Source organism: Actinocorallia longicatena (assembly GCF_039534125.1).
Classification (GTDB): domain Bacteria; phylum Actinomycetota; class Actinomycetes; order Streptosporangiales; family Streptosporangiaceae; genus Actinocorallia; species Actinocorallia longicatena.
The window spans coordinates 128,971-153,991 of record NZ_BAAAUV010000008.1 but is presented as its reverse complement, the minus strand read 5'-3'; the positions used below and the strand labels follow the sequence as shown (position 1 = coordinate 153,991).

The 25,021-nt window shown below is 70.6% G+C and carries 32 protein-coding genes; 10 read left to right on the top strand and 22 right to left on the bottom strand.

Annotated features, from left to right (window positions below; translation table 11 throughout):
* Positions 1 to 39: 39 nt before the first annotated feature.
* Both ABD785_RS18550 and ABD785_RS18545 read right to left on the bottom strand, forming a co-directional pair.
* Complete coding sequence (locus tag ABD785_RS18550) at positions 40 to 591, bottom strand: GNAT family N-acetyltransferase (protein WP_344829635.1); 552 nt, start codon at positions 589 to 591, stop codon at positions 40 to 42.
* A 2-nt stretch (positions 592 to 593) separates the two neighbouring features.
* The gene (locus ABD785_RS18545) at positions 594 to 1,862 is read right to left on the bottom strand and encodes a hypothetical protein (RefSeq protein WP_344829632.1); all 1,269 of its coding nucleotides are present in this window, start codon (positions 1,860 to 1,862) and stop codon (positions 594 to 596) included.
* Positions 1,863 to 2,481: 619 nt separating this feature from the next.
* On the opposite strand from ABD785_RS18545, the gene ABD785_RS18540 reads away from it, so the two are divergent.
* Together ABD785_RS18540 and ABD785_RS18535 are read left to right on the top strand one after the other, a co-directional pair.
* Positions 2,482 to 2,748: a hypothetical protein gene (locus tag ABD785_RS18540; protein ID WP_344829631.1), complete on the top strand. Its 267-nt coding sequence runs from the start codon at positions 2,482 to 2,484 to the stop codon at positions 2,746 to 2,748.
* A 77-nt stretch (positions 2,749 to 2,825) separates the two neighbouring features.
* Positions 2,826 to 3,050, top strand: a complete 225-nt coding sequence (locus ABD785_RS18535; RefSeq protein ID WP_344829629.1) for a hypothetical protein — start codon at positions 2,826 to 2,828, stop codon at positions 3,048 to 3,050.
* A gap of 97 nt (positions 3,051 to 3,147) precedes the next feature.
* On the opposite strand, the gene ABD785_RS18530 is transcribed toward ABD785_RS18535, so the two are convergent.
* The 12 genes from ABD785_RS18530 to ABD785_RS41350 form a co-directional block, all read right to left on the bottom strand.
* The gene (locus tag ABD785_RS18530; RefSeq protein WP_344829627.1) at positions 3,148 to 3,423 is read right to left on the bottom strand and encodes a hypothetical protein; all 276 of its coding nucleotides are present in this window, start codon (positions 3,421 to 3,423) and stop codon (positions 3,148 to 3,150) included.
* Positions 3,420 to 3,674, bottom strand: coding sequence for a hypothetical protein (locus ABD785_RS18525; protein ID WP_344829625.1), 255 nt, complete (start codon positions 3,672 to 3,674; stop codon positions 3,420 to 3,422). The genes ABD785_RS18530 and ABD785_RS18525 overlap by 4 nt, the downstream gene beginning before the upstream one ends.
* Before the next feature lie 473 nt (positions 3,675 to 4,147).
* Positions 4,148 to 4,531: a M50 family metallopeptidase gene (locus ABD785_RS18520; RefSeq protein ID WP_344829623.1), complete on the bottom strand. Its 384-nt coding sequence runs from the start codon at positions 4,529 to 4,531 to the stop codon at positions 4,148 to 4,150.
* Positions 4,528 to 4,875 carry a hypothetical protein gene (locus ABD785_RS18515; protein WP_344829622.1) on the bottom strand — a complete coding sequence of 116 codons (348 nt, stop codon included), beginning with the start codon at positions 4,873 to 4,875 and terminating at the stop codon, positions 4,528 to 4,530. Before ABD785_RS18515 ends, ABD785_RS18520 begins: the two co-directional genes overlap by 4 nt.
* Positions 4,872 to 5,186: a hypothetical protein gene (locus tag ABD785_RS18510; RefSeq protein WP_344829619.1), complete on the bottom strand. Its 315-nt coding sequence runs from the start codon at positions 5,184 to 5,186 to the stop codon at positions 4,872 to 4,874. The genes ABD785_RS18515 and ABD785_RS18510 overlap by 4 nt, the downstream gene beginning before the upstream one ends.
* The gene (locus tag ABD785_RS18505) at positions 5,183 to 5,659 is read right to left on the bottom strand and encodes a hypothetical protein (protein ID WP_344829618.1); all 477 of its coding nucleotides are present in this window, start codon (positions 5,657 to 5,659) and stop codon (positions 5,183 to 5,185) included. The genes ABD785_RS18510 and ABD785_RS18505 overlap by 4 nt, the downstream gene beginning before the upstream one ends.
* Before the next feature lie 17 nt (positions 5,660 to 5,676).
* Positions 5,677 to 6,135, bottom strand: a complete 459-nt coding sequence (locus ABD785_RS18500) for a hypothetical protein (protein ID WP_344829616.1) — start codon at positions 6,133 to 6,135, stop codon at positions 5,677 to 5,679.
* Positions 6,132 to 6,479 (bottom strand): hypothetical protein, encoded by a 348-nt coding sequence (locus ABD785_RS18495; RefSeq protein ID WP_344829612.1) that lies wholly within the window; start codon positions 6,477 to 6,479, stop codon positions 6,132 to 6,134. Before ABD785_RS18495 ends, ABD785_RS18500 begins: the two co-directional genes overlap by 4 nt.
* A gap of 157 nt (positions 6,480 to 6,636) precedes the next feature.
* A complete protein-coding gene (locus tag ABD785_RS18490; protein WP_344829611.1) occupies positions 6,637 to 6,867 on the bottom strand; it encodes a hypothetical protein in 231 nt (76 codons plus the stop codon).
* Positions 6,868 to 7,203: 336 nt separating this feature from the next.
* Positions 7,204 to 8,703, bottom strand: a complete 1,500-nt coding sequence (locus ABD785_RS18485; RefSeq protein ID WP_344829609.1) for a DnaB-like helicase N-terminal domain-containing protein — start codon at positions 8,701 to 8,703, stop codon at positions 7,204 to 7,206.
* Positions 8,700 to 8,933, bottom strand: coding sequence for a hypothetical protein (locus tag ABD785_RS18480; protein WP_344829607.1), 234 nt, complete (start codon positions 8,931 to 8,933; stop codon positions 8,700 to 8,702). Before ABD785_RS18480 ends, ABD785_RS18485 begins: the two co-directional genes overlap by 4 nt.
* Positions 8,934 to 8,936: 3 nt before the next feature.
* Positions 8,937 to 9,107, bottom strand: a complete 171-nt coding sequence (locus tag ABD785_RS41350; RefSeq protein ID WP_425547795.1) for a helix-turn-helix transcriptional regulator — start codon at positions 9,105 to 9,107, stop codon at positions 8,937 to 8,939.
* A gap of 155 nt (positions 9,108 to 9,262) precedes the next feature.
* On the opposite strand from ABD785_RS41350, the gene ABD785_RS18475 reads away from it, so the two are divergent.
* Together ABD785_RS18475 and ABD785_RS18470 are read left to right on the top strand one after the other, a co-directional pair.
* The gene (locus tag ABD785_RS18475) at positions 9,263 to 9,913 is read left to right on the top strand and encodes a hypothetical protein (RefSeq protein ID WP_344829604.1); all 651 of its coding nucleotides are present in this window, start codon (positions 9,263 to 9,265) and stop codon (positions 9,911 to 9,913) included.
* 3 nt (positions 9,914 to 9,916) lie between these two features.
* Complete coding sequence (locus ABD785_RS18470) at positions 9,917 to 11,059, top strand: tyrosine-type recombinase/integrase (protein ID WP_344829602.1); 1,143 nt, start codon at positions 9,917 to 9,919, stop codon at positions 11,057 to 11,059.
* A gap of 27 nt (positions 11,060 to 11,086) precedes the next feature.
* Here the strand turns inward: ABD785_RS18470 and glnA are convergent, their stop codons facing one another.
* Positions 11,087 to 12,511, bottom strand: a complete 1,425-nt coding sequence (gene glnA / locus ABD785_RS18465) for a type I glutamate--ammonia ligase (protein ID WP_344829600.1) — start codon at positions 12,509 to 12,511, stop codon at positions 11,087 to 11,089.
* 181 nt (positions 12,512 to 12,692) lie between these two features.
* Here glnA and ABD785_RS18460 point away from each other — a divergent pair, with 181 nt between their 5' ends.
* Positions 12,693 to 13,169 carry an RDD family protein gene (locus ABD785_RS18460; protein WP_344829597.1) on the top strand — a complete coding sequence of 159 codons (477 nt, stop codon included), beginning with the start codon at positions 12,693 to 12,695 and terminating at the stop codon, positions 13,167 to 13,169.
* A 76-nt stretch (positions 13,170 to 13,245) separates the two neighbouring features.
* Here ABD785_RS18460 and ABD785_RS18455 read toward each other — a convergent pair whose 3' ends face one another.
* Both ABD785_RS18455 and lipA read right to left on the bottom strand, forming a co-directional pair.
* The gene (locus ABD785_RS18455; protein ID WP_344829595.1) at positions 13,246 to 13,917 is read right to left on the bottom strand and encodes a DUF4191 domain-containing protein; all 672 of its coding nucleotides are present in this window, start codon (positions 13,915 to 13,917) and stop codon (positions 13,246 to 13,248) included.
* A gap of 17 nt (positions 13,918 to 13,934) precedes the next feature.
* Entirely contained in the window at positions 13,935 to 14,879 is a 945-nt protein-coding gene (lipA, locus tag ABD785_RS18450; RefSeq protein ID WP_344829593.1) for a lipoyl synthase, read from the bottom strand.
* Positions 14,880 to 14,954: 75 nt separating this feature from the next.
* Here lipA and ABD785_RS18445 point away from each other — a divergent pair, with 75 nt between their 5' ends.
* Positions 14,955 to 15,275 carry a YbjQ family protein gene (locus ABD785_RS18445; RefSeq protein WP_344829591.1) on the top strand — a complete coding sequence of 107 codons (321 nt, stop codon included), beginning with the start codon at positions 14,955 to 14,957 and terminating at the stop codon, positions 15,273 to 15,275.
* Between the two features lie 107 nt (positions 15,276 to 15,382).
* Positions 15,383 to 15,871 (top strand): DUF1877 family protein, encoded by a 489-nt coding sequence (locus ABD785_RS18440; protein ID WP_344829588.1) that lies wholly within the window; start codon positions 15,383 to 15,385, stop codon positions 15,869 to 15,871.
* Between the two features lie 16 nt (positions 15,872 to 15,887).
* On the opposite strand, the gene lipB is transcribed toward ABD785_RS18440, so the two are convergent.
* Positions 15,888 to 16,532, bottom strand: coding sequence for a lipoyl(octanoyl) transferase LipB (gene lipB, locus ABD785_RS18435; RefSeq protein ID WP_344829586.1), 645 nt, complete (start codon positions 16,530 to 16,532; stop codon positions 15,888 to 15,890).
* Positions 16,533 to 16,542: 10 nt separating this feature from the next.
* On the bottom strand, positions 16,543 to 17,274 hold the full coding sequence (locus tag ABD785_RS18430) for a Type 1 glutamine amidotransferase-like domain-containing protein (RefSeq protein WP_344829584.1): 732 nt from the start codon (positions 17,272 to 17,274) through the stop codon (positions 16,543 to 16,545).
* Between the two features lie 167 nt (positions 17,275 to 17,441).
* Here ABD785_RS18430 and ABD785_RS18425 point away from each other — a divergent pair, with 167 nt between their 5' ends.
* The 3 genes from ABD785_RS18425 to ABD785_RS18415 all read left to right on the top strand — a co-directional run bounded on the left by ABD785_RS18425 (position 17,442) and on the right by ABD785_RS18415 (position 20,315).
* The gene (locus ABD785_RS18425; protein ID WP_344829580.1) at positions 17,442 to 17,837 is read left to right on the top strand and encodes an OsmC family protein; all 396 of its coding nucleotides are present in this window, start codon (positions 17,442 to 17,444) and stop codon (positions 17,835 to 17,837) included.
* 99 nt (positions 17,838 to 17,936) lie between these two features.
* The gene (locus ABD785_RS18420; RefSeq protein WP_344829578.1) at positions 17,937 to 18,752 is read left to right on the top strand and encodes a phosphatase PAP2 family protein; all 816 of its coding nucleotides are present in this window, start codon (positions 17,937 to 17,939) and stop codon (positions 18,750 to 18,752) included.
* Between the two features lie 27 nt (positions 18,753 to 18,779).
* Positions 18,780 to 20,315: a N,N-dimethylformamidase beta subunit family domain-containing protein gene (locus tag ABD785_RS18415; RefSeq protein ID WP_344829576.1), complete on the top strand. Its 1,536-nt coding sequence runs from the start codon at positions 18,780 to 18,782 to the stop codon at positions 20,313 to 20,315.
* Here the strand turns inward: ABD785_RS18415 and ABD785_RS18410 are convergent.
* The 3 genes from ABD785_RS18410 to ABD785_RS18400 form a co-directional block, all read right to left on the bottom strand.
* A complete protein-coding gene (locus ABD785_RS18410) occupies positions 20,312 to 23,299 on the bottom strand; it encodes a bifunctional [glutamine synthetase] adenylyltransferase/[glutamine synthetase]-adenylyl-L-tyrosine phosphorylase (RefSeq protein ID WP_425547794.1) in 2,988 nt (995 codons plus the stop codon). The two genes, ABD785_RS18415 and ABD785_RS18410, sit on opposite strands and share 4 nt — an antisense overlap.
* A gap of 64 nt (positions 23,300 to 23,363) precedes the next feature.
* Complete coding sequence (locus ABD785_RS18405; RefSeq protein ID WP_344829570.1) at positions 23,364 to 24,404, bottom strand: terpene synthase family protein; 1,041 nt, start codon at positions 24,402 to 24,404, stop codon at positions 23,364 to 23,366.
* A gap of 22 nt (positions 24,405 to 24,426) precedes the next feature.
* Positions 24,427 to 24,975 carry an EF-hand domain-containing protein gene (locus ABD785_RS18400; RefSeq protein WP_344829567.1) on the bottom strand — a complete coding sequence of 183 codons (549 nt, stop codon included), beginning with the start codon at positions 24,973 to 24,975 and terminating at the stop codon, positions 24,427 to 24,429.
* Positions 24,976 to 25,021: the final 46 nt, after the last annotated feature.

The following is a 25,021-nucleotide window of genomic DNA, read 5'->3' as shown; positions in this document are numbered from 1 at the left end:
GGGCGGGGCGTTGTGGCGTGTGGTGCACGCATGGTCAGGCTACGGCGCGAGCGGTGAAGCGTCCGAGGAGATGCGGAGCGCGAGGGCGTCGGAGTAGGGCGGTTCGGTTCGGAACTCGCCGACCTTCTGCCACCCCCACCGCAGGTACATCGCGTAGGCGGGGCCGTCGAGGACGGCGGCGAGGGTGGCGTACCGTTCGGGCCGCCCGGCGAGCAGCTCGTCGAGGAGCCGCCGGCCGAGTCCCTGCGCGCGGGCGGAGGCGGCGACGACCAGCTCGACCACGGCGAAGACCGGTTCGTCGAGGAGCGGCGCGGGCGGGGCGCCGGTGTTCGCCCACCAGGTCCCGGCCGGGAGCGTGAACCCGAACGCGAAGCCGAGCAGCTCGGCGGGGTCCCGCTCGGCCGCGGCGAGGGCGAAGCCGGGGCTGTTGATCTGGTCCCGGGTGCGGGCCAGGAACCGGGCGCGGCTGAACTTGGGTGCCGAGTTGTACGGCGGTTCGGCGTAGACCTCGGTGTAAAGGTCCGTGAGCGCGGGCAGCAGGCCGAGGGCGTCGGTCCGGGTCTTGCTGCCGACGGTCGTCGCATTGTCCACGGCTACCTCCCTCTCTCGAGGGTGAGGAGCTCGCGGTACTCGAGGGCTACCCCGCTGGTGCTGGCGGCGTCCGGGATGGTCTCCAGAACGGTGTGAGCGCCGCGCATGACGGCATGAGTCCGCTGCTCGAGCGGGAGCCGGGTCACGGCCTGCTCGGCGTGCTGCACTCCCTCGGTCACGTGCCCATCGGCGACGAGCGACGTCGCGCGCAGCAGGTCGATCTGCACGCGCTGTCGTCTCATCGTCCGCGGGTACAGCTCGAGGGCGGCGTCCTGCGCGCGGCCGGCGCCGGTGCTCCCGGTGCGGGTGAGGACGTAGGCCGTGGTGTGTGCGAGGGCGGTTTCGGGCCACACGTTGGTAGCCAGCCGGTCTTCTGCGGTCCCGCCCGGGAGCTGCTCGTACCGGGTCTTCAGGTGGTCCAGCGCGTCCTGAGCGTCTCGCGGGCGGCCTTGTACCGCGAGGGCCTGGGCGCGGGCGGCGAGGGCTTCCATCACGGCAGGGCTCGAGGCGCCCCCGATGGCGATCGCCTCCTCCGCACGGCGCAGGACGACCGCGAGGGGGCGTTGGGCGTACAGGGCGTTCACGGCCTCGTAGCCGCGGACCCACACCCGCAGGTCGAGGTCTGCGGAGGTGTCCGCGGCGTGCCGGGCGGTCGCCCACCAGTCGCGAGCCTGCCGGTTGTCGCCGAGCCCGGACACGGTCATGGCCATGAGGGCGGACAGCTTCCCCGCGGGGGTGGCCAGCCCTCGCTTGACCGCCTCTGTCCGGGCCGTAAGTAGCGCCTCCTGGAGGCCGACCAGATCCGCGGCCAGCTCGGGCAGCAGCTCGGCGGGCGAGCGGGTCAGGAACGCGTGGCCGTGCTCGAAAGCGATCTCTTCCCAGTCCTCGACCGTGTGGTCACGGCCGAGCGACAGCGTGAGGGCGTGCCGGATCGAGGTGAGTGCCTCGCTGTGCAGGGAGTGCTCAACGCCCAGGACGCCGACACAGGCCAGCAGGCGGCGGCGCGTCTCGTCGACGTCCAGGGCGAGCGCGTTCCGGAACAGGTCGTCCTCGTCGATGGCGAGGGCGGCGGCGTACCAGGCGGTCCAGTCCCGGGGGAAGTGCTTGCCGCTCTCCCAGTCCAGCATCTGCCGGACCAGGGAGTCAGTCGGGCCCGGCGGGTGGCCGGCGGCGCGCTGGAGGCGCCGAGCCATCTCGGCCTTGTTCCAGCCGCGGGCCTCGCGCTCGGCCTGGAGGCGGACGGCCCAGGCCGGTCGGTCATGTCTGGTCATCGCGTGCACCTTCGCAGTTGACCCGGACACCCCCGAGACGCATGTCTCCGGGTGCTCTCCGCCAGTATCCGTCTGCCGTGACACACCGCGCAGCCGGTCAACTACTTGTGACCCACTCGCCACTATGCGAACGGAGCCCGTGATGGTGCACGCGGCAGGAGACACAGAGGCGGAAGCCGCGGAGCTGGCGGCCCTTCGGGCTGCGTGGCCGGGCTGGCATGTCCGCAAGTCGGGTGCGTCGGGATGGTGGAAGGCCACCCGACCGACCAGGCCGGGGCCGCTGCGGCGTGAGGGCTGCACGTTGATCTCGGAGACGGCCGCGGGGCTGGGCGCGGAGCTGCTGAAGTACCGGGAGCTCGCGCTGCGCGGCGCGTTCGAGGTCACCTATTAGACGTGGGCGGGCCGGTCACCAGGGCATGGAACAGGCCGGCGCGCTCACCCCGAGACGCGGCGGCGCGGCTGCTGAGGATTTCCCCCGTGATCCCGTTCCGCGCCGCCGCCAGGAGGAGGAGATGGTGATGATGCTCGGCGCCGCTGCGGTGCTCGGGGGCCTGGTCCTGATCGCGGGTGCGATCGTGACGGCCCTGCCGAGGCGGAAGCGCGGAAGGCGGGTGCGACGGTGAGCGAGGACGGGCCGCACACCGCGGTCCAGGCGCTGATGAAGCTCGCACGGGCCGCGGGCGGCGCGTCGGATGTCCCGGAGGGATGGGTGGTTCAGCAGAAGCCGTGGGGCGCTTGGATGGCCTACCGGACGCCGAGCAACCCGCTGACGCTGGAGCAGGCGGCCGCAGGGTGCACGGTGAGCGTGCTCAGCCACGAGGGGCGCGAGGACGTCCTCGCCCAGGTGCGCGAGCAGGTCCGGCTGCTCGAAGGGCTCGCCGAGTAGGGCGGGGCCGTCGCGGGACGGCGACGGGAGTGACCTTCGGGGGGAAGATCCGGCATCGGGGGGAAGGGACGGTACCGATGGAGGACGAGACCAGGGAGACGGTGCTCATCGTGGCCGCGGCGGCGGTCGTCGCAGGGCTGGCGGTGCTCGGCCGAAGGGCGACGGCCGGGCGGTTGCGGCGGGTCGAGGGCGAGCAGTACCGGGATCACCGGCGGATCGAGAACCTGGCCGGGGCCGTGGCCGGCCTCCTCGAGCTGGCCGAGGACGAGGTAGGCGCCTGGCGGAAGGCGCACCGGCGGTAGGTATGGAATCCGGGTGCGGAAGGCTGCCCCCGGTGGGGCGAGATTCCGCACCCGGGCACGGTTCTCCCAGGTCAGAGCAGGGCCCACGGTGCGGTGCTCACTCAATGTGAGGGGTGGGCGGGTGGTCCCGGAAGAGGGCGAGCTCACTGCGGGCGTAGGTCGCGCGGAGGTCGTCGAGGTCGTCCGGGACAGCCTGGCACTCGGCGAAGTGACTCAGCGTGGTGCGCATGGAGTTGACGAGCATGGGGCGCGGGTCGCCCTGGTCGAGGAGCTTCGCCATCTCGACCGCGACCGATCCGAGCACGGCCGAGTGCGGGTTCGTCCGCCAGACACGGCGAGCTACCAGCCTCCTGACCTGGGCTTCTGTGGTCACCGGAGCACGCTCCCCATGACGGCGTCCAGCTCGGTCATGTCCACGCCCTGACCGGGCACCGGCGCGCCCTCGAGTGCGGCGACCGCGTTGCGGAGTTCACGGGCGAATCCGGGCAGCGCGTACAGCGGCGCCTGCTCGCTCTGGCCGTCCATCACCGCGGCGAGACGGCGCGCGGTCGCCGCGTGCACCTCCTGCTCGGGCGAGAGGTCGCCGAGACTGCCGACGAGCCGGTCGACTGCATCACTGATCATGGTGTTCCTTCCTTGGTGCTCTGACCTGGGGAAACGTGAGGGGATGTGGGGGGCGGTTGGTTGACGCGAGCGCCCGGGGGGTGGGTGACCCCTAAACCGCCTCCCATTTTGTGTGGCCCCGGCGGGGGGCTTGCGAGCGCGATCATGACTTTGGTGAATTAGTGGGCGATCTTGGTTCGGTTACTTTCCGTGACACCGTCCCGATCTTTGGGACGGTCACGTTCTGTGACCGCCCGCCATGATCGTTTTCTCACAGCCCTCGGAGAGAGACGTGGTTCATGGGTCTGGGTCACCCACAGTGATGGGCCGTGCGGGATCGGTATGCCCCCCTGCCCCTGCCTGCCCACACCCGGATAGTGTCCGGTTTGGCCCGATTCGACACCCATGATCACTACTCCTGACCGATATCACGCATGGTGATGCGGCCGGGCCCGGGCCTGAGACCCGAACCAAGCCGCTGATGTTGCGCTGTGTCACACGGACGCGGAAGCACTGAACCGGACGTGTCGTTCACTCTCCAATCTCATGATCAGTTGCATGAACGCGCGACGACGTGAGGTGAGGATCGCTCGCGCGTCCTGCTGCGCACGCCACAGCAGGCCAAGCCCGTGCTCGGCCTCGAACCTGGCCAGGTCCGAGCACGCGAGATCCTCGTACGTCTCGGCCGCGGCCAGCCTCTGCCCGACCTCACCGGCCGCGGTGACCGCGGCGAGCTGGAGCCGGGTGCCGTTGCCGGTGTGGACGGTGGCGCCGTCCCGCTGACCCACACGGATCTCGGTGACGCGCATCCCGTAGTGGGCGGCGACGACCGCGTGAGCGGCCTCATGGGTGGCCACCTGGCGCAGGAGGCTGGTCACCGGCGCATCATCCTCTCCGCCTCATCCAGGCCGTACAGGTCGCGCAGGCTGCCGAACAGCCGGTCCCGTCCGGCGACCTCGGTGTCGGCACGGCGGCGCCGTGCCGCGGCCTGCTGGCGCTGCTGCTCGAGGCGCTCGGCCCGGTCCGCGAACGACACCTCGCCCTGCGGGACGGTGCTGCCGTAGCCCCACGCGTCCGGCACCGGCACGGCGACCGGTTCCGGAGGGACGTCCCGCCAGTTCGTCGGGGCCCCGAGCGAGCGCATCGCAGCGTCCAGCCTGCGGCTGCTCTCCGCGCTCACCTTGAGCCGCGCCATGATGGCGTCCCGTTCTTCCCTGCTCATGCGCTTTCTCCGTTCCTGCGCGTGGTGCGCTCGGTGAGTTCCCTGATGACGGTCTGCCAGAGGTCGTCTCGCGGTTCTGCGCTGAGGACGGCCAGGCGGTCGAGGAGATCGAAGATGATGAGGCTGAACGAGCCCGACAGGTCGATCAGGCTGTGGTCCTCCAGCCCCTCGAACACCTCGACCATGGCGGACTCGACCTGCTCGGCGAAGTCGGGTTCGCCCTGGTCATGGGCTTGCTTGCTCGCGAAGAAGCCCGTCACGATGGTGAACGCGTCGGCCAGGTCGAACGAGCCTGTCGTCGGCGCGCTCACCGGGTGCCCACCGGCAGATCGGCGGCGATCCGCCACAGCCCGACCCGGGCCATGGTCTCCCCGCCGGGGCCGAGGAACCGCCGGCCGCCGGGCGCCCCGTCCAGCACCCACCCCGGCGGCCCGACGTAGGACGCGGTGGCGAGCGGCGCGATCCCGCCCTCGACCCACAGCTCGATCTGCTGCGCGCTGACGGTCTTGAGGAACAGCCGGTCCGGCACCCCCAGGACGGCGCACACCGCGGCGTCGAGCTTCTGCGCGGCCCCCGCCAGGGTGACCGCCCGCATCCTCGCCGAGGAGGCGCGCGAGGTCTCCAGAGCCGTGTCTGCGGCTTGCACGGCGAGCTCGTAGGTGGCCTGAGCCTTGGCCTTGGCGGTGGTGTGGCGGTGCTGCTCCTGGGCGGCGAGGGTCTCGGCCTGCGTCGCCGCGGCCTTCACCTCGCGGTCGTAGGCGGCCAGCGCCCGTTCGATCGTCATGGTCCGGATCCTCAATCTCATCGGGTGGTCATCCCGCGGGCGTTCATCGCCGCGGTGAGTCGTCGACGGCGCTCGGCCCGGTCGAGGGCGGCCCGCTCCGCATCGGTCAGGGGATCGATCCCCGCGGAGCGCATGGCCAGTCCGAGCCTGAGCCGGGCGACCCGCAGGGCGCGCTGCTCCTTCGCCTCCTGCTCCTGGCGGTGCCTGGTGAGAACGGCCTCGACGAACTGGGCGCCCTTGTCCCTGTTCCACGCCCCCACGATCCGCATGTGCTCGACGGTCTCGGCGAGCTCCTCACGGCCCGCCCGGTCCGCGGTCGACAGCAGGTGATCGTCCACATAGGCGTTCTCGATGAATCCGCCGCTCATGTGGCCGGCCGCCCGGTGCGCGGCCAACTGCCGCTTGAGCTCGGTCCGCCAGAACGTCGAGGTCTTCGCCTGCGCGAGACGCCCGCGCAGCGAGTTCACCGACGTCATGCCGATGCTCCCGTCGGCAGGACGCCGTACTCGGCGTGCAGGCCGCGCAGGATCCCGACCATGTCGTCGGTGCCGTAGCGGGCCTGGAGCTCCTTGGTTCGGCGCTTGGCGCCCTGCTCCCACTCACGGGGGTAGTCGAACCGGCCCGCGCACAGGCCGGTCACGATCGCGCCCTGGCGCTGGCTCCACACCCGCTCGAACTCCTCGACGGACGGAGCGAGCAGCAGGCCCAGGACGCGAGGGCTGCACACCACCTCCCCATCGAGGACGTTGCCGGGCGCGTGGAGGGCCGACAGGTGCGGGTACAGGTCCTCAGCCCCGGGGACGGGCTTGTTCTTGGTCATTCGCTCTCTCCTCATGTCAGGTGGTAGGCACGGATGCCAGGCGCGGCGCCTGCGTCGGTTCGGAGTTCCAGGTCTTGGGCCTGCACCGGCCAGAGCCTGGTGCAGCTCGGCGACCAGGGCGGCGACGTGCACCAGGGCCAGCGGTCTCGTAGTTCGCCTACTCGGCCTCCCCCTGGCACATCGGGTGCGCCGTGAAGCCCTGGGCAATCCGGGTCAGCGGCAGCCGCTGGTGGCAGTGCTCGCACGACTTCACCGCGCACGCCGAGTGCACCCACGCCCGCATCCCCTGGTACTGCGAGATCCGCTGACCGACGACCAGGGGAGTGCGGCAGAGCGCACATGTCCCGGTCGAGGTGCGGGCCTTACGGGTCCTCAGGGCCTTGATCATTGATCGGCCCCGTCTCGAGCAGTCAGACCTGTCCCCGTCCTAAAGGACGGGGGGTCCGGGACAGGTCCACGGGACAGGTCTGCGGCCCTCGCGTCCCGGTCCCGGCGGTAGGCGATCGTGCGCCAGTCGTAGACCTTCATTTCCATCTCCTGCGCGAGGGGCGGCCACGCTTGGGGCTCTTATAGAGAGCCCCCCAACCGTGGGCGGTGGGGCCGTGGGCGGCCGTGGGCGGTTCCGTGGGCGCTTGACCTGCGGTTCTTGCTTGTCCGTGAGGGGTGCGAGGGCGGTGCGTGGGCGGTTGCTCCAAGAGGGGTGCGTGGGCGCTTTCGTGGGCGGTCATGGGCGCCCCTGCGGGGCCCGGTAGTACTTCGTGGGCGTACCGCCGTTGTCGCCGCCGCCGGATCCGTCGACCTTCACCAGATGGCCGGACTTCCGCAGAGCCTCGAGCTTTCGGCGGGCTCGCTCGACGTCCGCGGGCTTGGGCTTGGCGACGTCGAACAGGGCCCTCGCAGCGTCGGGCGCGGTAATGCCGCGGGCACCGGTCGGGCTCCATTCCTGGGCCATCTGCAAGAGGTCCGCGCGGTGGTAGACGCTGCTGCGTCCGGTGGTGTGGTCGTGCTGGACCTGGAACGGCCCGACGGGCTCGAGCGGTTGCTTGAGGTGCAGGAGCTCGACGACGGGATCGCCGGGTTCGCCCCACAGGAGAATCACCGACCCGGCGCCCGCGGTGAGCCACACGGATCCGTAGACGTCATCCAGCTTGGAGGGCTTCTTGTTCTCGCCGCCGGCCTTGCGCTGGTGGTGGAGCTCGACCACTTGGACACCCTCGACGAGTGCCTTCTGGCGGGCGCGGTTGTAGCCGCTGCCGGACTCGTCGTCGGAGAGCTTGAGCACGGCGTCCTTGAGGGAGTCGACGATCACCGTGTCGGCCCCGGCCTGTTCGCACATCTCGGCGAGCAAGTCGGGGTGACGAGCTAGGTCGTGGGGCGGCGGCCCCTGCCAGACGATGAGACCCTCGTCGAGAACGTCGCGATGATCAGCGCCGAACAGCCGCGCCATCGCGCGGGCGATCTGCGGCGGCCGGTCCATGGCCAGGTAGAGCACACGCTTCCGTCCGGCTTGGACAGCCATTCCGAGCACCTCTTTGGAGATGCCGAGCCGCGCTTCCACGAGCTGCTGCACGAGCGTGGTCTTGCCGACGCCGGGAGGTCCGCACAGCATGAGGGCCTCGCCGTCCGCCCAAGCGATCTGCTCGCCGTCGCCCCACATGACGGGCGGGAGCGCGGGGGCGTCGAGGACGAACCCGCCGCCAGCCTTGAGTCTGGACGTCCAGCTCGGCGCGCTGATGCTCTGAACGTCGCGAGTGCTCTGGTCCTCGATCAACCACGTCTCAACGAGTGCGCGCAAATGATCGGGCGACGCCCCTGCGGCGCTGTCCAGCAGCTCGTCAGCGCGGCGATCGCGATACCGGGCAACCACGATCTCGGCGTAGTGCGCCGCGTTCGCGGTCACTGGGACGGCCGCAATCAGCTCGTGAAGGTACTTGCCGTGGCCGGTGCGTCCCGACCATCCTCGCGTCTGAAGCTCGGCGTTGACGAGGACCGCATCGGGTGCTTGCCCGCGATTCGCTACGGCCATGATCGCGGCATAGATCATCTTGTGTGCTGGCCGGTAAAGCTTGTCGTTCAACCCTGGCTTGCGCGCGCCAGGCTGCCATGGTTCGGCCTCGCCGAGGAGATCGAACACCGGGACGATGACGTTCTCGGCGAGCATCATCGCGCCGAGGGCGACCTGCTCGGCATTGATGTCGTGGGGCGGAATGCGGTCGTCGGTCACGCGCTCGGCCACCATCCCCGGCGGCGCAGGGCATTCACGACGGGCCGGGGCGGGAGCGGCTCGAGGCCGCACGCCCGCAGGTGCCAGCACGCCGAGGCCCAAGCGCGCAGAGCCCCCGGACGAACGTCATCAAGGCGGGTTACCCTGTGGTCGTCGTAGGTCCTGGTGAGGGTCGAGACGTTGGGGCGGGCCCGGATGCTGACGGGCTCGCCCTTCTCGTTGGCGGTCATGATCTAGACCGCCTCCGGGCCGCTCGCATAGCGGCTGTTCTCCCACGCCACGACGTCAGACAGCCTGTAGCGCGGAAGCCTCCCGATCTTCATGAATCGGGGTCCAGACCTCTTGTGATTCCAGGCGTAGATCGTCTGCTCTTTGACCCCGAGCCGATCGGCGAGCTGCTGCACAGACAGATGGACTTCAGCCGGGGGATTGCGCGTCTTCAAGATCAGAACTCCGATCTCATGTGCGATTCTTTGTCTTCAAAACTCATAATCGCATCCCAGATCTAGCTGCGTCAACAGAGGTTGTTTTCAAAGGAGAGTCGTGCAACCGTGTTCTCATGACACAGACGCCTAGTGAGGCCATCGCGATCCGCCTGAAGGAACTGAGGCTGCGCCGGGGCCTGTCGGTGGCGAAGCTGGCAAGCATTTGCGCCGAACTCGGCATGTCACGGCTTAACCGTGCAGTCCTTGCGAACATGGAGGTCGTCGGCCGGCGGCAGGACGTGGGAGTCAACGAGCTGCTCGTGCTTGCCCAGGCACTCGACACGTCGCCACTGATGTTGCTGCTTCCCGAGCCGGGCGAGGAGCTGGCCATCACGCCCGAGTCCGTGATGGACGTGGAGCGAGTAGTTCTGTGGTTCGCCGGTGAGTACGGCCCCACTGGTCCTAAGACGATCCGCTTTGAGAAGGAAACCACTCTGATCAAGTGGCACTACGCGGCCTTCAGCGCCGAGCAGAGGGCCAGGCGTGCGGATCATGCGGCCATATGGGCCCGCAAGGGCGGCGACGAGGACGACGCCGCGCGCCATCGCGCGGAGAGCCGTCGCCACCTTCAGGACCTGGCGGGGATCCTCAATTCGATGATCGAGGCTGGTGTGGAGCCCCCGCGGCTGAATCCTGGCTGGGCCGCCTTGATGGTCAGGGAAGGGTGGGTGAATAACCCAGATGCGCTCAGGGTTTTTGATCTCTCTGACCTCGACGAGGTGTAGGCCGTGGCACGCGTAGATGACCTCTGGTTCACCAAACGAGCACCCCGCCGGAAGACCGCCCGGCACCCGGATAACGGCGGATCGAAGACGGCCAAGCGGTGGCTCGCGGTGTGGCTCGATCCCGCCGGCAAGGAGGTGACCAAGGCGTTCGGCAAGGAGGTCGACGCCAAGCGGCACGGCGCGCGGATGGAGGCGGATGCCGAGCGCGGTCTCTACGTGGATCCGAAGCTGGCCCGGATGACCGTCAAGGTGTGGTGCGAGACGTGGCTGACGGGCTATGGCTCGCGTCGAGAGTCAACGGTCCGGCAGGGACGGGTGCACCTCGAGCGGATCATCTCCGAGTTCGGGCACCTGCCGCTGGCCGCGGTACGGCCGTCGCACGTGAAGGGCTGGACGGCGAAGCTTCGCGCCGAGGGACTGGCCGACAGCTACGTCTACGCCCTGCACAGCCGCCTCGGGCAGGTGATGAGCGACGCTGTCCACGATGGCCTGCTCCCCCGGTCTCCGGTCTCTCATCGCACGTCGCCCGGCGCGGCCAAGCAACGCGCGTACGTCGCAACCACGGATCAGGTGTGGGCGCTGCACGACGCCTTCCCTGCCCGGATGCGCGCGGCGATCCTGCTCGGTGCGTTCGCCGGCCTGCGGGTTGCCGAAGTGTGCGGCCTGCGGGTCGCGGACGTCGACTTCATGCGCGGGGTGATCAACCCGGCGGTGCAGTACCCGGACCAGCCCCTCAAGACCGAGACGTCGAAGACGCCCATCCCGATACCGCAGTCCCTCGCGCTCGAGCTGGCTGCGCACGTCGCCCGGTACGGCGGCGAGACCCTGCTGACGCACGAGAGCGGCGGCCAGCTCGGGCCGTGGATCCTCGAGCGGGAGATGCGAAAAGCCCGCAGGAAGGTTGACGGCCTGCCTGCGGGCTTTCGATACCACGACTTGCGGCACTACTTCGCGTCGCTGTTGATCGCCTCGGGCGCCGATGTGAAGGTCGTGCAGACCCGCCTACGGCACGCGAGCGCGAAGACCACGCTCGACACGTACGCCCATCTCTGGCCCGATCGGGATGAGTCCACGCGCGCCGCAGTCGATGCGGTTCTCGTGGCCCGAACGGAACAGGGACAGAACGCGGTTAGGGGCGCTCAGTGAATCAGCAGCTCAGCGCCCCCAAAATGCCTACACGTCGAAGTACAGCTCGAACTCGTGGGGGTGGGGGCGGAGGCGGATGGGGTCGAGTTCGTTCTCGCGCTTGTAGGCGATCCAGGTGTCGATGAGGTCCTGGGTGAAGACGCCGCCTTCCAGGAGGAAGGCGTGGTCCTCTTCGAGGGCCAGCAGGACGGCCTCGAGCGAGCCGGGGACCTGCGGGATGTCGCGGGCCTCCTCGGGCGGGAGCTCGTAGAGGTCCTTGTCGACCGGGTCGACCGGCTCGATCTTGTTCTTGATGCCGTCGAGGCCGGCCATGAGCTGGGCGGCGAAGGCCAGGTAGGGGTTGCACGAGGGGTCGGGGACCCGGAACTCGATGCGCTTGGCCTTGGGGTTGCTGCCCGTCAGCGGGATGCGGATGCAGGCGCTGCGGTTGCGCTGGCTGTAGACCAGGTTGACCGGGGCCTCGTAGCCGGGGACCAGGCGGTGGTAGCTGTTCACCGTCGGGTTGGTGAAGGCCAGCAGCGCCGGGGCGTGCTTGAGCAGGCCGCCGATGTAGAAGCGCGCCGTGTCCGACAGGCCCGCATAGCCGACCTCGTCGTAGAACAGCGGGCTGCCGTCCTTCCACAGCGACTGGTGGCAGTGCATGCCCGAGCCGTTGTCGCCGAAGATCGGCTTCGGCATGAACGTGACGGCCTTCTTGTTGGCCCGCGCGACGTTCTTCACGACGTACTTGTAGAGCATCAGGTTGTCGGCGGCCTTGAGGAGCTCGTCGAAGCGGATGTCGATCTCCGCCTGACCGGCCGTGCCGACCTCGTGGTGCTGCATCTCGACGTCGATCCCGACGCCCAGCAGCTGCTGGACCATCTCCGAGCGCAGGTCGGTGTAGTGGTCCATCGGGCTGACCGGGAAGTAGCCGCCCTTGTACGGGGGCTTGGCGCCGAGGTTGCCGCCCTCTTCCTGACGGCCGGTGTTCCAGGCGCCCTCGATCGAGTCGAGGTAGTAGTAGCCCTCGTTGGAGCCGGTCTTGAAACGGACGTCGTCGAAGATGTAGAACTCGGCCTCGGGACCGAAGTACACCGTGTCGGCGATGCCGGTGCCGATCAGGTAGTCCTGGGCCTTCTTCGCGATGTTGCGCGGGTCGCGGCTGTAGGGCTCACCGGTCAGCGGGTCGTGCACGAAGAACGTGATGTTGAGCGTCTTGTGCTGGCGGAACGGGTCCAGGACCGCGGTCGAGGGATCGGGGAGCAGGAGCATGTCCGACTCGTGGATCTCCTGGAAACCCCGGATCGAGGAGCCGTCGAACATCAGGCCGTCGGTGAAGACGTTCTCCCCGAAGTTCGACGCGGGGAACGTGAAGTGCTGGACGGTGCCGGGCAGGTCGACGAACCGCACGTCGATGAACTGCACGCCTTCGTCACGGATGTAGGACAGTACTTCCTCGGCGCTGCTGAACAATCCAGCCTCCCTCGGTGCGTTTCTGGCTGCCGTTTAGACGGTATGACGCGGTGGTTTCTCCACCATGTCCCGTTCGTTGCCGATGTGTTACGACCGTGTAACTCAGGCCCCAGCCTACGCTCTGGAGACCGCCCAGGCGGGGTGCGACAGACTGCGCGGCCGGTAGCGGTAGTTTTGCGGTGTGAGTGGTAACGACGAGAAGGGTCCCAGCTGGACCGGGACATGGCTGTCGGGCGCGCGGTCCGCCGGCGCCGATCTGGGCTACGCCGGGCAGCAGCTGGGCCTGCCGGAACGCGGCAAGGGCTCGGTGGCCTCCTACGCCAGGCGCCTGGTCGCCCTGCTGATCGACTGGTTCCTCTGCATGCTGATCGCCAACGGGCTGGCGTCGGTCTTCGGGTGGCACGACGCCGTCCGGACCTGGGCCACCCTCGGGATCTTCGTCCTCCAGGCGTGGCTGCTGGTCTCCTTCGCGGGGACCACCCTCGGCAAGCGCCTGAGCGGCCTCTACGTGACCCGGCTGAACGGCCGGCGGATCGGGCTCGGCTGGGCGCTCGTCAGGGCCCTCCTGATCGCCCTGGTGATCCCCGCGCTCCTGTGGGACCGCGACCACCGCGGCCTCCACGACCGCGCCGCCAACACCGTCGTCCTCGAGATCTGAGACCCGGCCCGCCCGGGACGCACGAGGGCCCCGCCCGTCCTCCTCGGACGGGCGGGGCCCTCGTGCGTCCGGTGCTTCAGCGGGCCTTCGGGGCCTTGGGGACGCGGGCTCCCTTGGGGACCGGGCCGCCGGGCATGGCCGGGCGCTGCGGGATGGCGCGGAGCCGGTCGTTCAGGTCGTCGACCTGGTCCTTGGTGAGGTTGCGCGGGAGCTTGGTGAGGGTGGCCTGCAGCTTCGACAGGGGGGTCTGGCCCTCTTCGTCGCCGACCTGGATGTCGTAGATCGGGACGCTGTGGGCGAGCCGGGAGACCTTCTTCTTCTCCGCGCCGAGCAGCGAGCCGACACGCGACCTGGGGCCCTCGGAGACCAGCACGACGCCGGGACGGCCGACCACGCGGTGGACGACGTCCATGTTGCGGTTGCCCGCGACGGCCGGCGTGACCACCCAGTTGCCGCGCATGGAGTCCAGGACGCCGTAGGCGGCGCCGATCTGGCCCTCCATCATCTTGAACTGGGTGCGCTGGGCGATCTGCCCGAACACGACCATGCCGACGATCACCGCGACCATGATCCCCAGCGGGATCATGAACCACAGCTGGCCGATCAGCACCCCGATGAGCACGAAAAGCACCAAAGTGCCCAGCGCCGAGGCGAACACGATCGGCAGGGCCTTCGGGTTGGCCTTCTGCACCAGACCCGCCACCATGCGGATCTGCTTGAAACGGCCGGGCTTCTCGTTCTCTGCCATGTCGCTCACTCTATTGATCAGTTGGACTGAAGATCTGTCGATCGGGCCTCGATAGCCTGACGGTACAGGCGGCCGGCCCGGTAGCTGGACCTCACCAGGGGGCCGGACATGGCCCCCGCGAAACCGATCTCCTCGGCCTCGGCCTGGAGCTCGACGAACTCCTCGGGCTTTACCCACCGCTCCACCGGGTGATGCCTCGGGGTCGGCCTCAGGTACTGGGTGATCGTGATCAGCTCGCACCCGGCCTCGTGCAGGTCGCGCAGCGCCTCGGAGACCTCCTCGCGGGTCTCGCCCATGCCGAGGATCAGGTTCGACTTGGTGACGAGCCCGGCCGCGCGGGCCCGGGTGATCACGTCGAGGGAGCGGTCGTAGCGGAACGCCGGGCGGATCCGCTTGAAGATCCGCGGGACGGTCTCGAGGTTGTGGGCGAACACCTCGGGCCGGGAGGAGAAGACCTCCTCCAGCAGCTCGGGGACGCCGTTGAAGTCGGGCGCGAGCATCTCGACGCCGCAGCCCGGCACGAATTCGTGGATCTTGCGGATGGTCTCGGCGTACAGCCACGCCCCGCCGTCGGGCAGGTCATCGCGGGCCACACCGGTCACGGTCGCGTACTTCAGGCCCATCTTCTGGACCGATTCGGCGACGCGCACCGGCTCGCCGGTGTCGTAGTCGGCGGGCTTCCCGGTGTCGATCTGGCAGAAGTCGCAGCGGCGGGTGCACTGGTCACCGCCGATGAGGAAGGTCGCCTCGCGGTCCTCCCAGCATTCGAAGATGTTCGGGCAGCCCGCTTCCTGGCACACCGTGTGCAGGCCTTCGCCCTTCACCAGCTGGGTGAGCTCCTTGTACTGGGGGCCCATCTTCAGCCGGGTTTTGATCCACGGCGGCTTCTTCTCGATCGGCACTTCTGCATTGCGGACTTCCAGCCGCAGCAGCTTCCGTCCCTCTGGGGCCACAGCACTCACCCGACTAGGGTACGTCCCGGACGGCCCCAGTTAATCCCAGTGCAGTTGTACTGATCTCCCCGGACGGAGCCCCCTGTGATCGTCAGCACCATGAACGACCTTCCCGGCTACGAGATCACCGAGGTGGTCGGCGACGTCTACGGCCTGACCGTGATGGTCCGCAGCGGCCTGTCCAGCATCGAGGCGGGCCTGAAGACCATCCTGGGCGGGGAGCCGAGGGGCCTGACGCAGGAGCTCCACGACTTCCGCCTGGAGGCCCGCAAGCGCATGATCAAGGCCGCCGAGGACCAGGGAGCGGACGCGGTGCTCGCCGTCCGTTTCTCCTCGAACGATCTCCGTGACCAGGGCACCGAGATCTGCGCGTACGGAACGGCCGTCAAAGTCAGCCGCCTATAACGATTCAGGGGTCTTCCCCCGCGGATTCCCTGGTTTCACCTCAGCCCGGTGACGGATCTCTCTAAGGTTGCACGCTGTTACAGGTGTGCATAAGGAGAGGAACAGCCGTGGCGCTGGCCATGACCTATTTGAGGCTGCCGCTGGAGAGCGGCACCGATCCCGGCCAGGTGGCGCGCCAGGTGTTCGCGGCCGCGGGCTGGCGGGACCGGTACGCCGCACGCGTTCTCGACCTGGGTGTCGACTGGCAGGGCCTCCAGTACATCATCACGGGAGACCCCTGGGAGGGACGCGCTCCCGAGGCCGACATCGTGTGCGGCGGGCGCCTTCTCACCGAGGACGGTGCCGACGAACTGGGTTTCGACGTGATCTACCTGGCCCCCGACCGGGTGAAGACCGCGGCGGACCATCTGCACGCGACACCGTTCCCCTCGCGCCGTTTCGACCTTCTGGTGATGAGCGAGGCGGGGGTGCAGAACGTCTCGGCGTGGGCCGACGACGCCCGTGACGGGCTGTTCAAGCCCGGTTACGACGCCCTCGGCAGGTTCTTCGCCGAGGCGGCTTCGCACGGTGAGTCGATCTTCAAGACGATGGGCTGACAGGACGACAGGCTGGTCACTCGGAGTGATCCGGCTGCTCGAGCTGGGCGAGGGTGCGGTGGAAGGTCTCCATCGCGCCCAGCCGCCCGGCCAGCCGTCCCTCCACCGCGGGGAGCACCTCCCGGACGGTCACCGTCCGGCCCAGTTCCCGGCTCAGGGAGGTCGGGTGCGCGCCGTCGATCGCCTCGTACCAGCCCAGATCGGGGTCGCAGTTCAGGGCGAACCCCTGGGTCGTGACGCCCTGCGCCACCCGGACCCCGATCGTCGCCAGGCCCAGCCCGTCCCCGGTGGTGATCCCGCCGGGAACCGCGGCCGCCCGGACGCCGAGGTCGCCGCAGACCTGCACGAGCGCCTCGGCGACGAGCGCGGTGAACTCCCCCGCGGACCCGGTGAGCCGCACCACCGGATAGCCCGTCAGCTGGCCGGGACCGTGCCAGGTGCTGCCGCCGGCCCGGTCCACCGCCACGATCGGCGCCGGGGCCCCGTCGAGCGAGCGCGGGTCGGCGCCGCGCCCGACGGTGTAGACCGGCGGATGCTCCAGCACCAGGACGGTGTCGCCGATCTCCTCGGCGACCCGCCGCGCGTGCACCCGCCGTTGCAGGTCCCAGCAGCGCTCGAAGCCCAGGCCTCGCCCGCCGAAACCCGCGTGCACGAAGATCACCGCCCCGGCCCTACCTGAGCTGCCGCGGCTCGATCGGGGTCTCCTTGGCGCCGCCGGAACCGTCGGCCTCGACCTTCCAGGCCATCGCGCCGGGGCGGTAGGTGACGGCCTGGACGAACTCGGTGCCCACGTAGTGCAGCGCCACGCCCTCGTCGGCGGCGTAGCCGGTGGGCAGGCGGCCGGAGCCGACGGCCTCGTGCAGCAGCGGACGGCGCCGGGGCTCGCTGTCGTAGTGGACGCCGCAGGAGTAGGGCAGCATGCCCAGGCCGTCCTCCAGGGTCCTCAGCTCGGGGCCGTGGGAGTCGGTGTTGCCGCCGGAGTGCCAGCACAGCGCGCCCGCGCTCTGCCCGGCCAGGACGACGCCCGCCCGCCACACGTCGTGGAAGACCTCGTCGAGCCCGTGGGCGCGCCACAGGGCCAGCAGGTTCACCACGCTGCCGCCCTGGACGTAGACGAGGTCCTGGGACAGCAGGTGCGCCCGCATGTCCGCGACGTTCGGCATCGGGAACAGCGCGAGATGGCTGACCTCGGCGTCCATCCGGCCGAACGCCCCGTAGGCGGAGGCGATGACCGGGGCCGGATCGCCCGTGGCGGTCGCGAGGAAGCACACCCGCGGCCGGTCCTGCCCGGTCAGGTCGAACGCGTACCTGATCAGCGGGCTGGCGTCCACGACGTCCCGGTCGTTGGCGATCATGCCGCCTCCGCCGATCGCCAGGATGTGCGGCTGCCCGTCAGTGCTCACGAAGTACTCCATCTGGATCGATCCGTTGGTCCGTCGCAGTCACCGTACGGCTACGGAGTGCCGCAGGTCGGGATTTCGGGGTTTCTGGCGGGCATCTCCCTCCGCGTTCGGGGAAGATTCCCTCCTTCGTCGATGTTGGTGGCGGACGAGGGATCGAGGAGGCTTCCATGGGATCGGTAAGGGTGGAGCGCACCGAGGACGGCTTCGCGGCCACCAATGAACGCGGCGCCCGGATCGAGATCGGCGGAAAGGACGCCGACGGGGTCTTCTCCCCCGTCGAACTCCTCCTCGCCGCCCTGGGCGGATGCGAGCTGCTCACGGTGGAGCCGCTGACGGCCAAGCGGGGGCACCGGCTGGCGCGCCTGGCGGCGACGGTCGAGGCCGAGAAGTCCGACAAGATCCGGATCGGCCGGGTGACGATCACCTACGACGTCGAGGCGCCCCTAGGGGACGACAAGGCCGACGAGGTCTTCCGTGCCGTGGCCGAACGCGTGCATGAGGGCTACTGCACCGTCGGCCAGGCGCTGAAGAACGAGACCCCGGTGGTACAGAAGCTGCCCTGACCCTGGTCTCCAGGTACGGGGGCCTACTCCAAAAGTCTGAGACGAAGACCATCCGCCACGGTGATCTCAAGCTGGCGACTCTAAGGCAAAGATAAGTCCATGGTCCAGATCGCCCCTGTCAAGAGCGGCCCTCCCCCGGTGAGCGGCCGCCGCGCGGGGAGCGAAACTGACGCCCGATCGGCGCCGCTCGCTCCCCGCGTCCCCCCCGTCTGGCGTGAACTGCTGCTGATCGTCCTGTTCTACTCCGGCTACATGGTCACCCGGATCCTCATCAACGACCCCGGCGGGACCGACAGCGCCTACGCCCACGCGCGGCAGATCTTCGGCTGGGAGCGCGCGACGGGACTGGACGTCGAGCTGGGTCTCAACGAGTTCCTGCTGCGGCACCAGCACCTCGCCTTCGCCGCCAACATCTTCTACCTGAGCGCCCACTTCGTCGTGACGCTCGGCGTGGTCGTGTGGCTCTACCGCCGCAGGCCCCGCCACTACGCCTGGTTCCGCGCGGGCATCCTCGCCGCGACCGCGCTGGCGCTCGTCGGCTTCTGGCTGTACCCGCTGGCCCCGCCGCGGTTCATGGAGGGCTTCGGCTTCGTCGACCCGGTCGTCCACTTCAGCACCCCCGGCCTCTACTCCTCCGGGGCCTCCACCGCGATGGCCAACCAGTACGCCGCGATGCCCTCGATGCACGCGGGCTGGGCGATCTGGTGCGGGATCGCCCTGGTGACGCTCGGCCGCCAGTGGTGGGTGCGGCTCGCCGGGGTGCTCTACCCGGCCACCACGGTGCTGGTGATCATGTCGACCGCGAACCACTACGTCCTGGACGCCGTCGCGGGGGTCGCGCTGATCGTCGTCTCGCTCTGGGCCTCGTGGTGGGCCTACCGGTGGTCCGGGCGCGGGCGGACTGCGGCACAATGACGTCCCGTGCGTCCGCCGTCTTCTCCTGTGCGCCCGAGGTTCGTCCTTCCGGGCCTCGCCTGCCTGCTGGCGCTGTTCACGGCGGGATGCTCGGCTTCGCCGGACCGCACCGGGCCGGCTGAGCCCGGGGCCACCGCCGCCGCGGCCGTCGTGGAGTCCCCGCCGCCGTCGGCTCAGCCGCTCGACTCCGCCGCCGAGAACGCCCTGCCGGGGACCGCGGACTGGAGAATCACCCGGCGCGGCAGGGCCGAGGAGATCGAGGGCTACGCCGACCGGGTGAGCGTCCTGCCCGGCGAGGCCTTCCGGCTCCACGTCTCCACCACGCGGAGGGCGTTCCGGGCGGAGGCGTTCCGGATCGGCTGGTACGGCGGGCTCGGCGCGCGCCGGCTGTGGGAGTCGGCCGAGGTCCCGGCGGGACGGCAGCCCGCGGCCGAGGTCGACCCGGTCACCTCCACCGTCTCGGCGCCCTGGAAGCCGTCCCTGACGGTCCCCACCGACGGCTGGCCCGCCGGCTCCTACCTGGTCAGGCTGACGGCCACGGGAGGCGCGCAGCGGTACGTGCCGGTGACGGTCAGATCGGCCGAGACCACCGGGCGCCTGGTGATCGTCAACGCGACGACGACCTGGCAGGCCTACAACAAGTGGGGCGGCCACGACCTCTACGGCGGGCCGGCGGGCTTCTCCGACCGGTCCAGGGCCGTCAGCTTCGACCGCCCCTACGACACCGACGGGGCGAAGCTGTTCCGCCTCTTCGAGCTCGACGCGATCACCGTGGCCGAGCGTCAGGGCAGGCCCCTGGCCTACCTGACCGACAACGACCTGCACTCCGGCGCGACGCCCCTCACGGGCGCGCGCGGCCTGGTGACCCTCGGCCACGACGAGTACTGGTCGGCCGCGATGTGGAAGAACGTGGAGCGGGCCCGCGACGCCGGGACGAACCTGGCCTTCCTCGGGGCTAACGCCGTCAACCGGCACATCAGGTTCGCCGCGACCGTCCTCGGCGAGGACCGCCTGGTCATCTGCTACAAGTCCGAGGAGGACCCGATCGGCAGGACCGATCCGAGCGAGGTCACCGTCGACTGGCGGATCGGCAGCCCGCCGCGCCCGGAGAGCGCCCTCATCGGCGTCCAGTACACCTGCTTCCCCGCCGAGGGCGCCTTCACCGTCACCCGCCCGCGCAACTGGCTGTTCAAGGGCACGGGCGTGAGGAAGGGCCAGGCCTTCCCCGGCCTGGTCGGCCCCGAGAGCGACTCGATCAACATCGGCGGTCCCACCCCGCGGCCCCTGGAGGTGATCGCCCACTCCCCCATCCGCTGCGGCACCCCCGGCGTCTCCTCCTCCGACGCCGTCTACTCGACGGCCGACAGCGGCGCGGGCGTCTTCGCCTCCGGCACCATGCGCTTCGTCTGCGGCCTGCGCGGCACCCGCTGCGGCCACGGCGTCACCGACGCCGCCATCCCCTTCGTCACCCGCGTCCTGGAGAACCTCTACGCCGCCTTCTCCGACGGCCCCGCCGGCATCCCCCACCCCGCCAGGGACACCCTCGACCAGCCCCTCGGTTAACGGGGCTGGCCGTAGAAGCGGCGTTCGGTGACCTCGCGGGCGTGGCGGGCGTGCTTGCGCCAGTCCTCGAGCATGTCGCCGGTGCCGGGGTAGCCGAGGAGGTGGCTGACGGCGGAGCGTTCGCGGTGGTGGTCGGTGGGGAGCAGGTCGGAGGCGCGGCCCCGGACGAGCATGACGGCGTTCCTTATGCGGGTGGCCAGTTCCCAGGCGGCCTTGAGGGTCTCGGCGTCCTTGGCGTCGAGCAGCGAGTAGTCGACGGCCGCGTCGAGGGCGGCGAGGGTCTGGGTGGTGCGCAGCTCGGGCACCTCGAAGGCGTGCCGGAGCTGGATGAGCTGGGCGACCCACTCGACGTCGGACAGGCCGCCGGGGCCCAGCTTCAGGTGCAGCCTGCGGTCGACGCCGCGCGGCAGCCGCTCGGCCTCCATCCTGGCCTTGAGCCGCCGGATCTCCTGGACGACGGCCTCGTCGACGCCCCCCTCCGGCCAGCGGATCGGGTTGATCACCTCGCCGAAGCGCCCGGCGAGGTCGGCGTCGCCGATGATCGCGTCGGCGCGCAGCAGCGCCTGGCTCTCCCAGGGCGAGGACCAGCGCCGGTAGTAGGCGGCGTAGGAGGCGAGGCTGCGGACCAGCGGACCCGACTTCCCCTCGGGCCGCAGGTTCGGGTCGATGCCCAGCGGCGGCTCGGGGGCGGGCAGGGCCAGCAGCCGCCTGACCTCCTCGGCGAGGGCGTGGGCGGCCTGCTGGGCGGCGCGCTCGTCGGCGCCCTCCAGGGGCTCGTGGACGAACATGACGTCGGCGTCGCTGCCGTAGCCGAGCTCGTGGCCGCCCCACCGGCCCATCGCGATCACGCAGAAGCGCAGCGGCAGCGGGCCCCGCTCGGACTCCAGCCTGTTGCGGGCGGCGGTGAGCGCGGCGTCGATGGTGACGGTCGTGATGTCGGTGAGGGCCTCGCTGACCGTCCGGACGTCGGCCAGGCCGAGCAGGTCGGCGACGGAGACCCGGAACAGCTCGCGGCGGCGGACGGCCCGGATCGCGGCGACGGCCGGTTCGGCCTTGGTCCTGTCGCCGGTGCGGCCGACGATGGCCATGGTCTCGGTCCGCAGCTCGGCGAGGGTGCTGGGCTTCAGCTCGAGGTCGCTGCCGAGGATCATGACGGCGTCGGGGGCGCGCAGCAGGAGGTCGGTGACGTAGGCGCTGGAGGCCAGCAGCCTGGCCATCCGCTCGGCCACGGTGACGTCGTCGCGGAGCAGCCGCAGGTACCAGGGGGTGGTGCCGAGGGCGTCGCTGACGCGGCGGAAGCCGAGCAGGCCGGCGTCGGGGTCGGGGGCGTCGGCGAACCAGCCGAGCATGACCGGCAGCAGGGTCCGCTGGATCGACGCCCGCCGGGACACGCCCTTGGTCAGCGCCTCGATGTGGCGCAGCGCCCCGGCCGGGTCGTTGTAGCCGAGCGCCTGGAGGCGGGCTCGGGCGGCCTCGGGGGTGAGCCTGACCTCCTCGCCGGGCAGGTTGGCGACGGCCCGCAGGAGCGGCCGGTAGAACAGCTTCTCGTGGATCCGCCGGACCCCGCGGGCGTGCCGGCGCCACAGGTCGGTGAACTGGCGCTCGGGGTCGCCGCCCAGGCCCAGGGCCCGGCCGAGGCGCCGCAGCCCGGCCTCGTCGGCGGGGACGAGATGGGTGCGGCGCAGGTACTGGAGCTGGATCAGGTGCTCGGTGCGGCGCAGGAACCGGTAGGCCTCGGCGAGCGCGGCGGCGTCCTCGCGGCCCACGTAGCCGCCCTCCGACAGCGCGTCGAGGGCGTCCAGGGTGGTGCCGCTGCGCAGCAGCTCGTCGGCCCTGCCGTGGACGAGCTGGAGGAGCTGGACGGCGAACTCGACGTCGCGCAGCCCGCCCGGGCCGAGCTTGAGCTGGCGCTCGACCTCGCCGTGCCGCTCCTTCAGATGCTCCTCGACCCGCTTGCGCATCGCCTGGACGTCGGCCACGAAGCTCTCGCCCGCGGCGGCCTTCCAGACCATCGGGGCCATGGTGTCGAGGTAGTCGCGGCCCAGCTCCCGGTCTCCCGCGACGGGACGCGCCTTGAGCAGCGCCTGGAACTCCCAGGTCTTGGCCCACCGCTCGTAGTAGGCGCGGTGGCTGGCCAGGGTCCGCACCAGCGGGCCCGACTTGCCCTCGGGCCGCAGGTTGGCGTCGACCTCCCACAGCGAGCCCTCGGGGGTGGTGGCCGAGCAGGCGCGGATCATCGCGGCGGCGAGCCTGCTCGCGACCCGCAGCGCGGCGTCCTCCGCTCCGTCCGCGGCCTCCGCCACGAAGATCACGTCAACGTCGGAGACGTAGTTGAGCTCCCGGCCGCCCGACTTGCCCATCCCGATGACGGCCAGCCGGCACACGGCGTGCTCGGGCACCTCGGCCCTGGCGATGGCCAGTCCCGCCTCGAGCGCGGCGTCGGCCAGGGCGGCGAGTTCCGCGGCGACCGCTCCGACGTCGGCCGCGCCGGTCAGGTCGCGGCCCGCGAGGTTCAGCAGCCTGCCCCGGTAGGCGACGCGCAGCGCGTCGGCGGCGCCCGTCCCGGACGCCACGGGGGCGGCCGCGTCCGGATCGGCCCCCACGGCGCGCAGGAGACCGGCCCGCAGCTCCGCCGGTCCCGGACTCTCCTCGACGTCCTCCATGAGAACGTTCCACTGCTCCGGATGGCGGACCAGATGATCGCCCAGGGCGGCGCTGACCCCGAGGACGGCCAGCAGCCGGTCCCGGAAGCCGTGATGCTCCTCCAGGCGGCCGCGGAGACCGGGGTCCCGCTCCAGCATCCGCATCAGGCCGGTGAGCGCGAGATCCGGGTCGGCGGTGCCGCCCAGGGCGTCCAGCAGCGGATCGGAGAGCCCGGCCTCGGCCAGGGCCGTCTCCGCTCTGGCGGTGTCGGTGAAACCGGCCCGGGCCAGCCGGGCGGTCAGGGAGGTACGGCGTTCGGCGCGCTCGCTCACGGCTCCAATTTAACCGGCGCGACGCCCGGCGTTAGGGATTGTGTGGATCAAGGTCTCCGGAACGTTACAGACCTCACGCCCGGGTGACCTGGGAGAGCCTTCCGGCTATGCGCAAAGGCCCCTTGCGGGGCGCCGGAACCGGAACCGGGGTGTACCTGCCGCATTCGAGGAGCCAGTCGAGGTGCGCGCGGGGGGCGCCGAGGAGCCCCACGGCGACCTTGCTGACCCCCCGCTGGGCGGCGAGGTCGAGCCCCTTGCGGGTGAACTCGGCGGGCAGGGCGCGGGCCGCCGCCTGGACCTCGATCGCGCGCTCGGTGATCCGGTCGTTGACCCAGTCGACGGCGGCGATCGGATCGAGGCCGAGGCCGCGGGAGGCGACCGTCACGTAGTTGTGGGGGTCGTCGCGCATCGTCTCCTGGGCGTAGGAGGCGACGTCGTTGCACCAGGCGATCAGGTCGTTGGTGCCGTCGACCAGCCGCGCCCACGGCTTGGAGGAGGCCACCGCCTCGGGGACCTCCACTCCCAGGACGGCCTCGGCCAGGTCGAACACGAACGGGCCCGCCGTGCGGCGGCGCAGCAGCGGGTACTCCTCGATCGAGGGGGTCCGGCCGGTGCGGCGGTTGACGGCCTCGTCCATGCAGGCCGACCGGTGCCATTCCATGTGGCCGATGAACCTGCGCCGCCACTCCGACGACAGGCCGGGGACCGTCTCGGCCCACAGCTCGGCCAGCGTCACCTCCAGCGGGCCCGCCCCCGGCCGGGGCGCGCCGCGCCTGACCGCGCGGAGCAGCTCGGCGTACAGGGCGTCGATGCCGGTGGCGGAGCGGCCGAGCGGGCCGTCGTCGAGGGTGTCGTCGAAGGAGAACAGCCAGGTCAGCCATTTGGCGAAGCGGACGACCCGGACGGTGCCGGTCTCGGGGAAGACCCGGGCGGCGAGCCGTTCGAACCGGCCCCTGCCCACCCGTGAGCCGTCGGGATCGCCGACGACGAGGCCGTGGGCGCGCGCCCAGCCGGCGGTCTCCTCGCCGATGCGCCACAGGTCCACGTGGGAGCGGCACGGGGCGGCCATCGACGGCACCCGCTCGATGAGCGGCAGCAGCAGGGCGGCGTCCATCTCCAGTCCCTTCCCTTCGCGGTCAGATGCGGCCGAACAGCCAGGAGCCCGCGGCCGTCGGGTCGTCTCCGGTGTAGAACTCGCGGGCGGCGGCGACCAGCTCGGTGACCGAGACCATGCCGTCGCTGTCGGCGTCGAGGGCGCTGAAGGCCATCGCGATGTCGCCTTCGGCGGTGCCGTAGGCGCTCAGCATCGTGCGGAACTCGCCCGGGTCGACCATGCCGTCGCAGTCGGTGTCGCACAGCCGGGCGACGGCCTGCGCCGCGGGCCGGAACGCCGGCTCCCAGTCGGGGCCGTGGATGAAGGCGGCCGCCATGCCGCGGTGGAACTCCTCGCGCGAGATGCGGCTGTCGGCCTCCATGTCGAGGCGGGACAGCAGGGCGGACCACACGGTGTCGAAGTTGTCGAGCAGGGCGCGTCCCCTGATCGAGGTCGGCGGCTCGCCGAAGCCGAGCAGGAACCGCGCGCCGAGCCCGACGAGGTCGTCGCGTTCGATCACGCCGTCACGGTCGACGTCGAGGTGCTCGAACGCGCGGTCCAGCTTGCGGTCCTGGAGTTCGGTGGTCACCATGGGACATCACGTTAGGTGAGCACCCATGACGCGGCGCGGTCCCTGC

Excerpts from the sequence above, each read along its gene's own strand:
- ABD785_RS18545 (WP_344829632.1), bottom strand. The coding sequence starts at position 1,862 with ATGACCAGACATGACCGACCGGCCTGGGCCGTCCGCCTCCAGGCCGAG.
- ABD785_RS18535 (WP_344829629.1), top strand. The coding sequence starts at position 2,826 with ATGGAGGACGAGACCAGGGAGACGGTGCTCATCGTGGCCGCGGCGGCG.
- ABD785_RS18525 (WP_344829625.1), bottom strand. The coding sequence starts at position 3,674 with ATGATCAGTGATGCAGTCGACCGGCTCGTCGGCAGTCTCGGCGACCTC.
- ABD785_RS18515 (WP_344829622.1), bottom strand. The coding sequence starts at position 4,875 with ATGAGCAGGGAAGAACGGGACGCCATCATGGCGCGGCTCAAGGTGAGC.
- ABD785_RS18505 (WP_344829618.1), bottom strand. The coding sequence starts at position 5,659 with ATGACGATCGAACGGGCGCTGGCCGCCTACGACCGCGAGGTGAAGGCC.
- ABD785_RS18500 (WP_344829616.1), bottom strand. The coding sequence starts at position 6,135 with ATGACGTCGGTGAACTCGCTGCGCGGGCGTCTCGCGCAGGCGAAGACC.
- ABD785_RS18495 (WP_344829612.1), bottom strand. The coding sequence starts at position 6,479 with ATGACCAAGAACAAGCCCGTCCCCGGGGCTGAGGACCTGTACCCGCAC.
- ABD785_RS18490 (WP_344829611.1), bottom strand. The coding sequence starts at position 6,867 with ATGATCAAGGCCCTGAGGACCCGTAAGGCCCGCACCTCGACCGGGACA.
- ABD785_RS18480 (WP_344829607.1), bottom strand. The coding sequence starts at position 8,933 with ATGACCGCCAACGAGAAGGGCGAGCCCGTCAGCATCCGGGCCCGCCCC.
- ABD785_RS18475 (WP_344829604.1), top strand. The coding sequence starts at position 9,263 with ATGACACAGACGCCTAGTGAGGCCATCGCGATCCGCCTGAAGGAACTG.
- ABD785_RS18455 (WP_344829595.1), bottom strand. The coding sequence starts at position 13,917 with ATGGCAGAGAACGAGAAGCCCGGCCGTTTCAAGCAGATCCGCATGGTG.
- ABD785_RS18425 (WP_344829580.1), top strand. The coding sequence starts at position 17,442 with ATGGGATCGGTAAGGGTGGAGCGCACCGAGGACGGCTTCGCGGCCACC.
- ABD785_RS18420 (WP_344829578.1), top strand. The coding sequence starts at position 17,937 with ATGGTCCAGATCGCCCCTGTCAAGAGCGGCCCTCCCCCGGTGAGCGGC.
- ABD785_RS18405 (WP_344829570.1), bottom strand. The coding sequence starts at position 24,404 with ATGGACGCCGCCCTGCTGCTGCCGCTCATCGAGCGGGTGCCGTCGATG.
- ABD785_RS18400 (WP_344829567.1), bottom strand. The coding sequence starts at position 24,975 with ATGGTGACCACCGAACTCCAGGACCGCAAGCTGGACCGCGCGTTCGAG.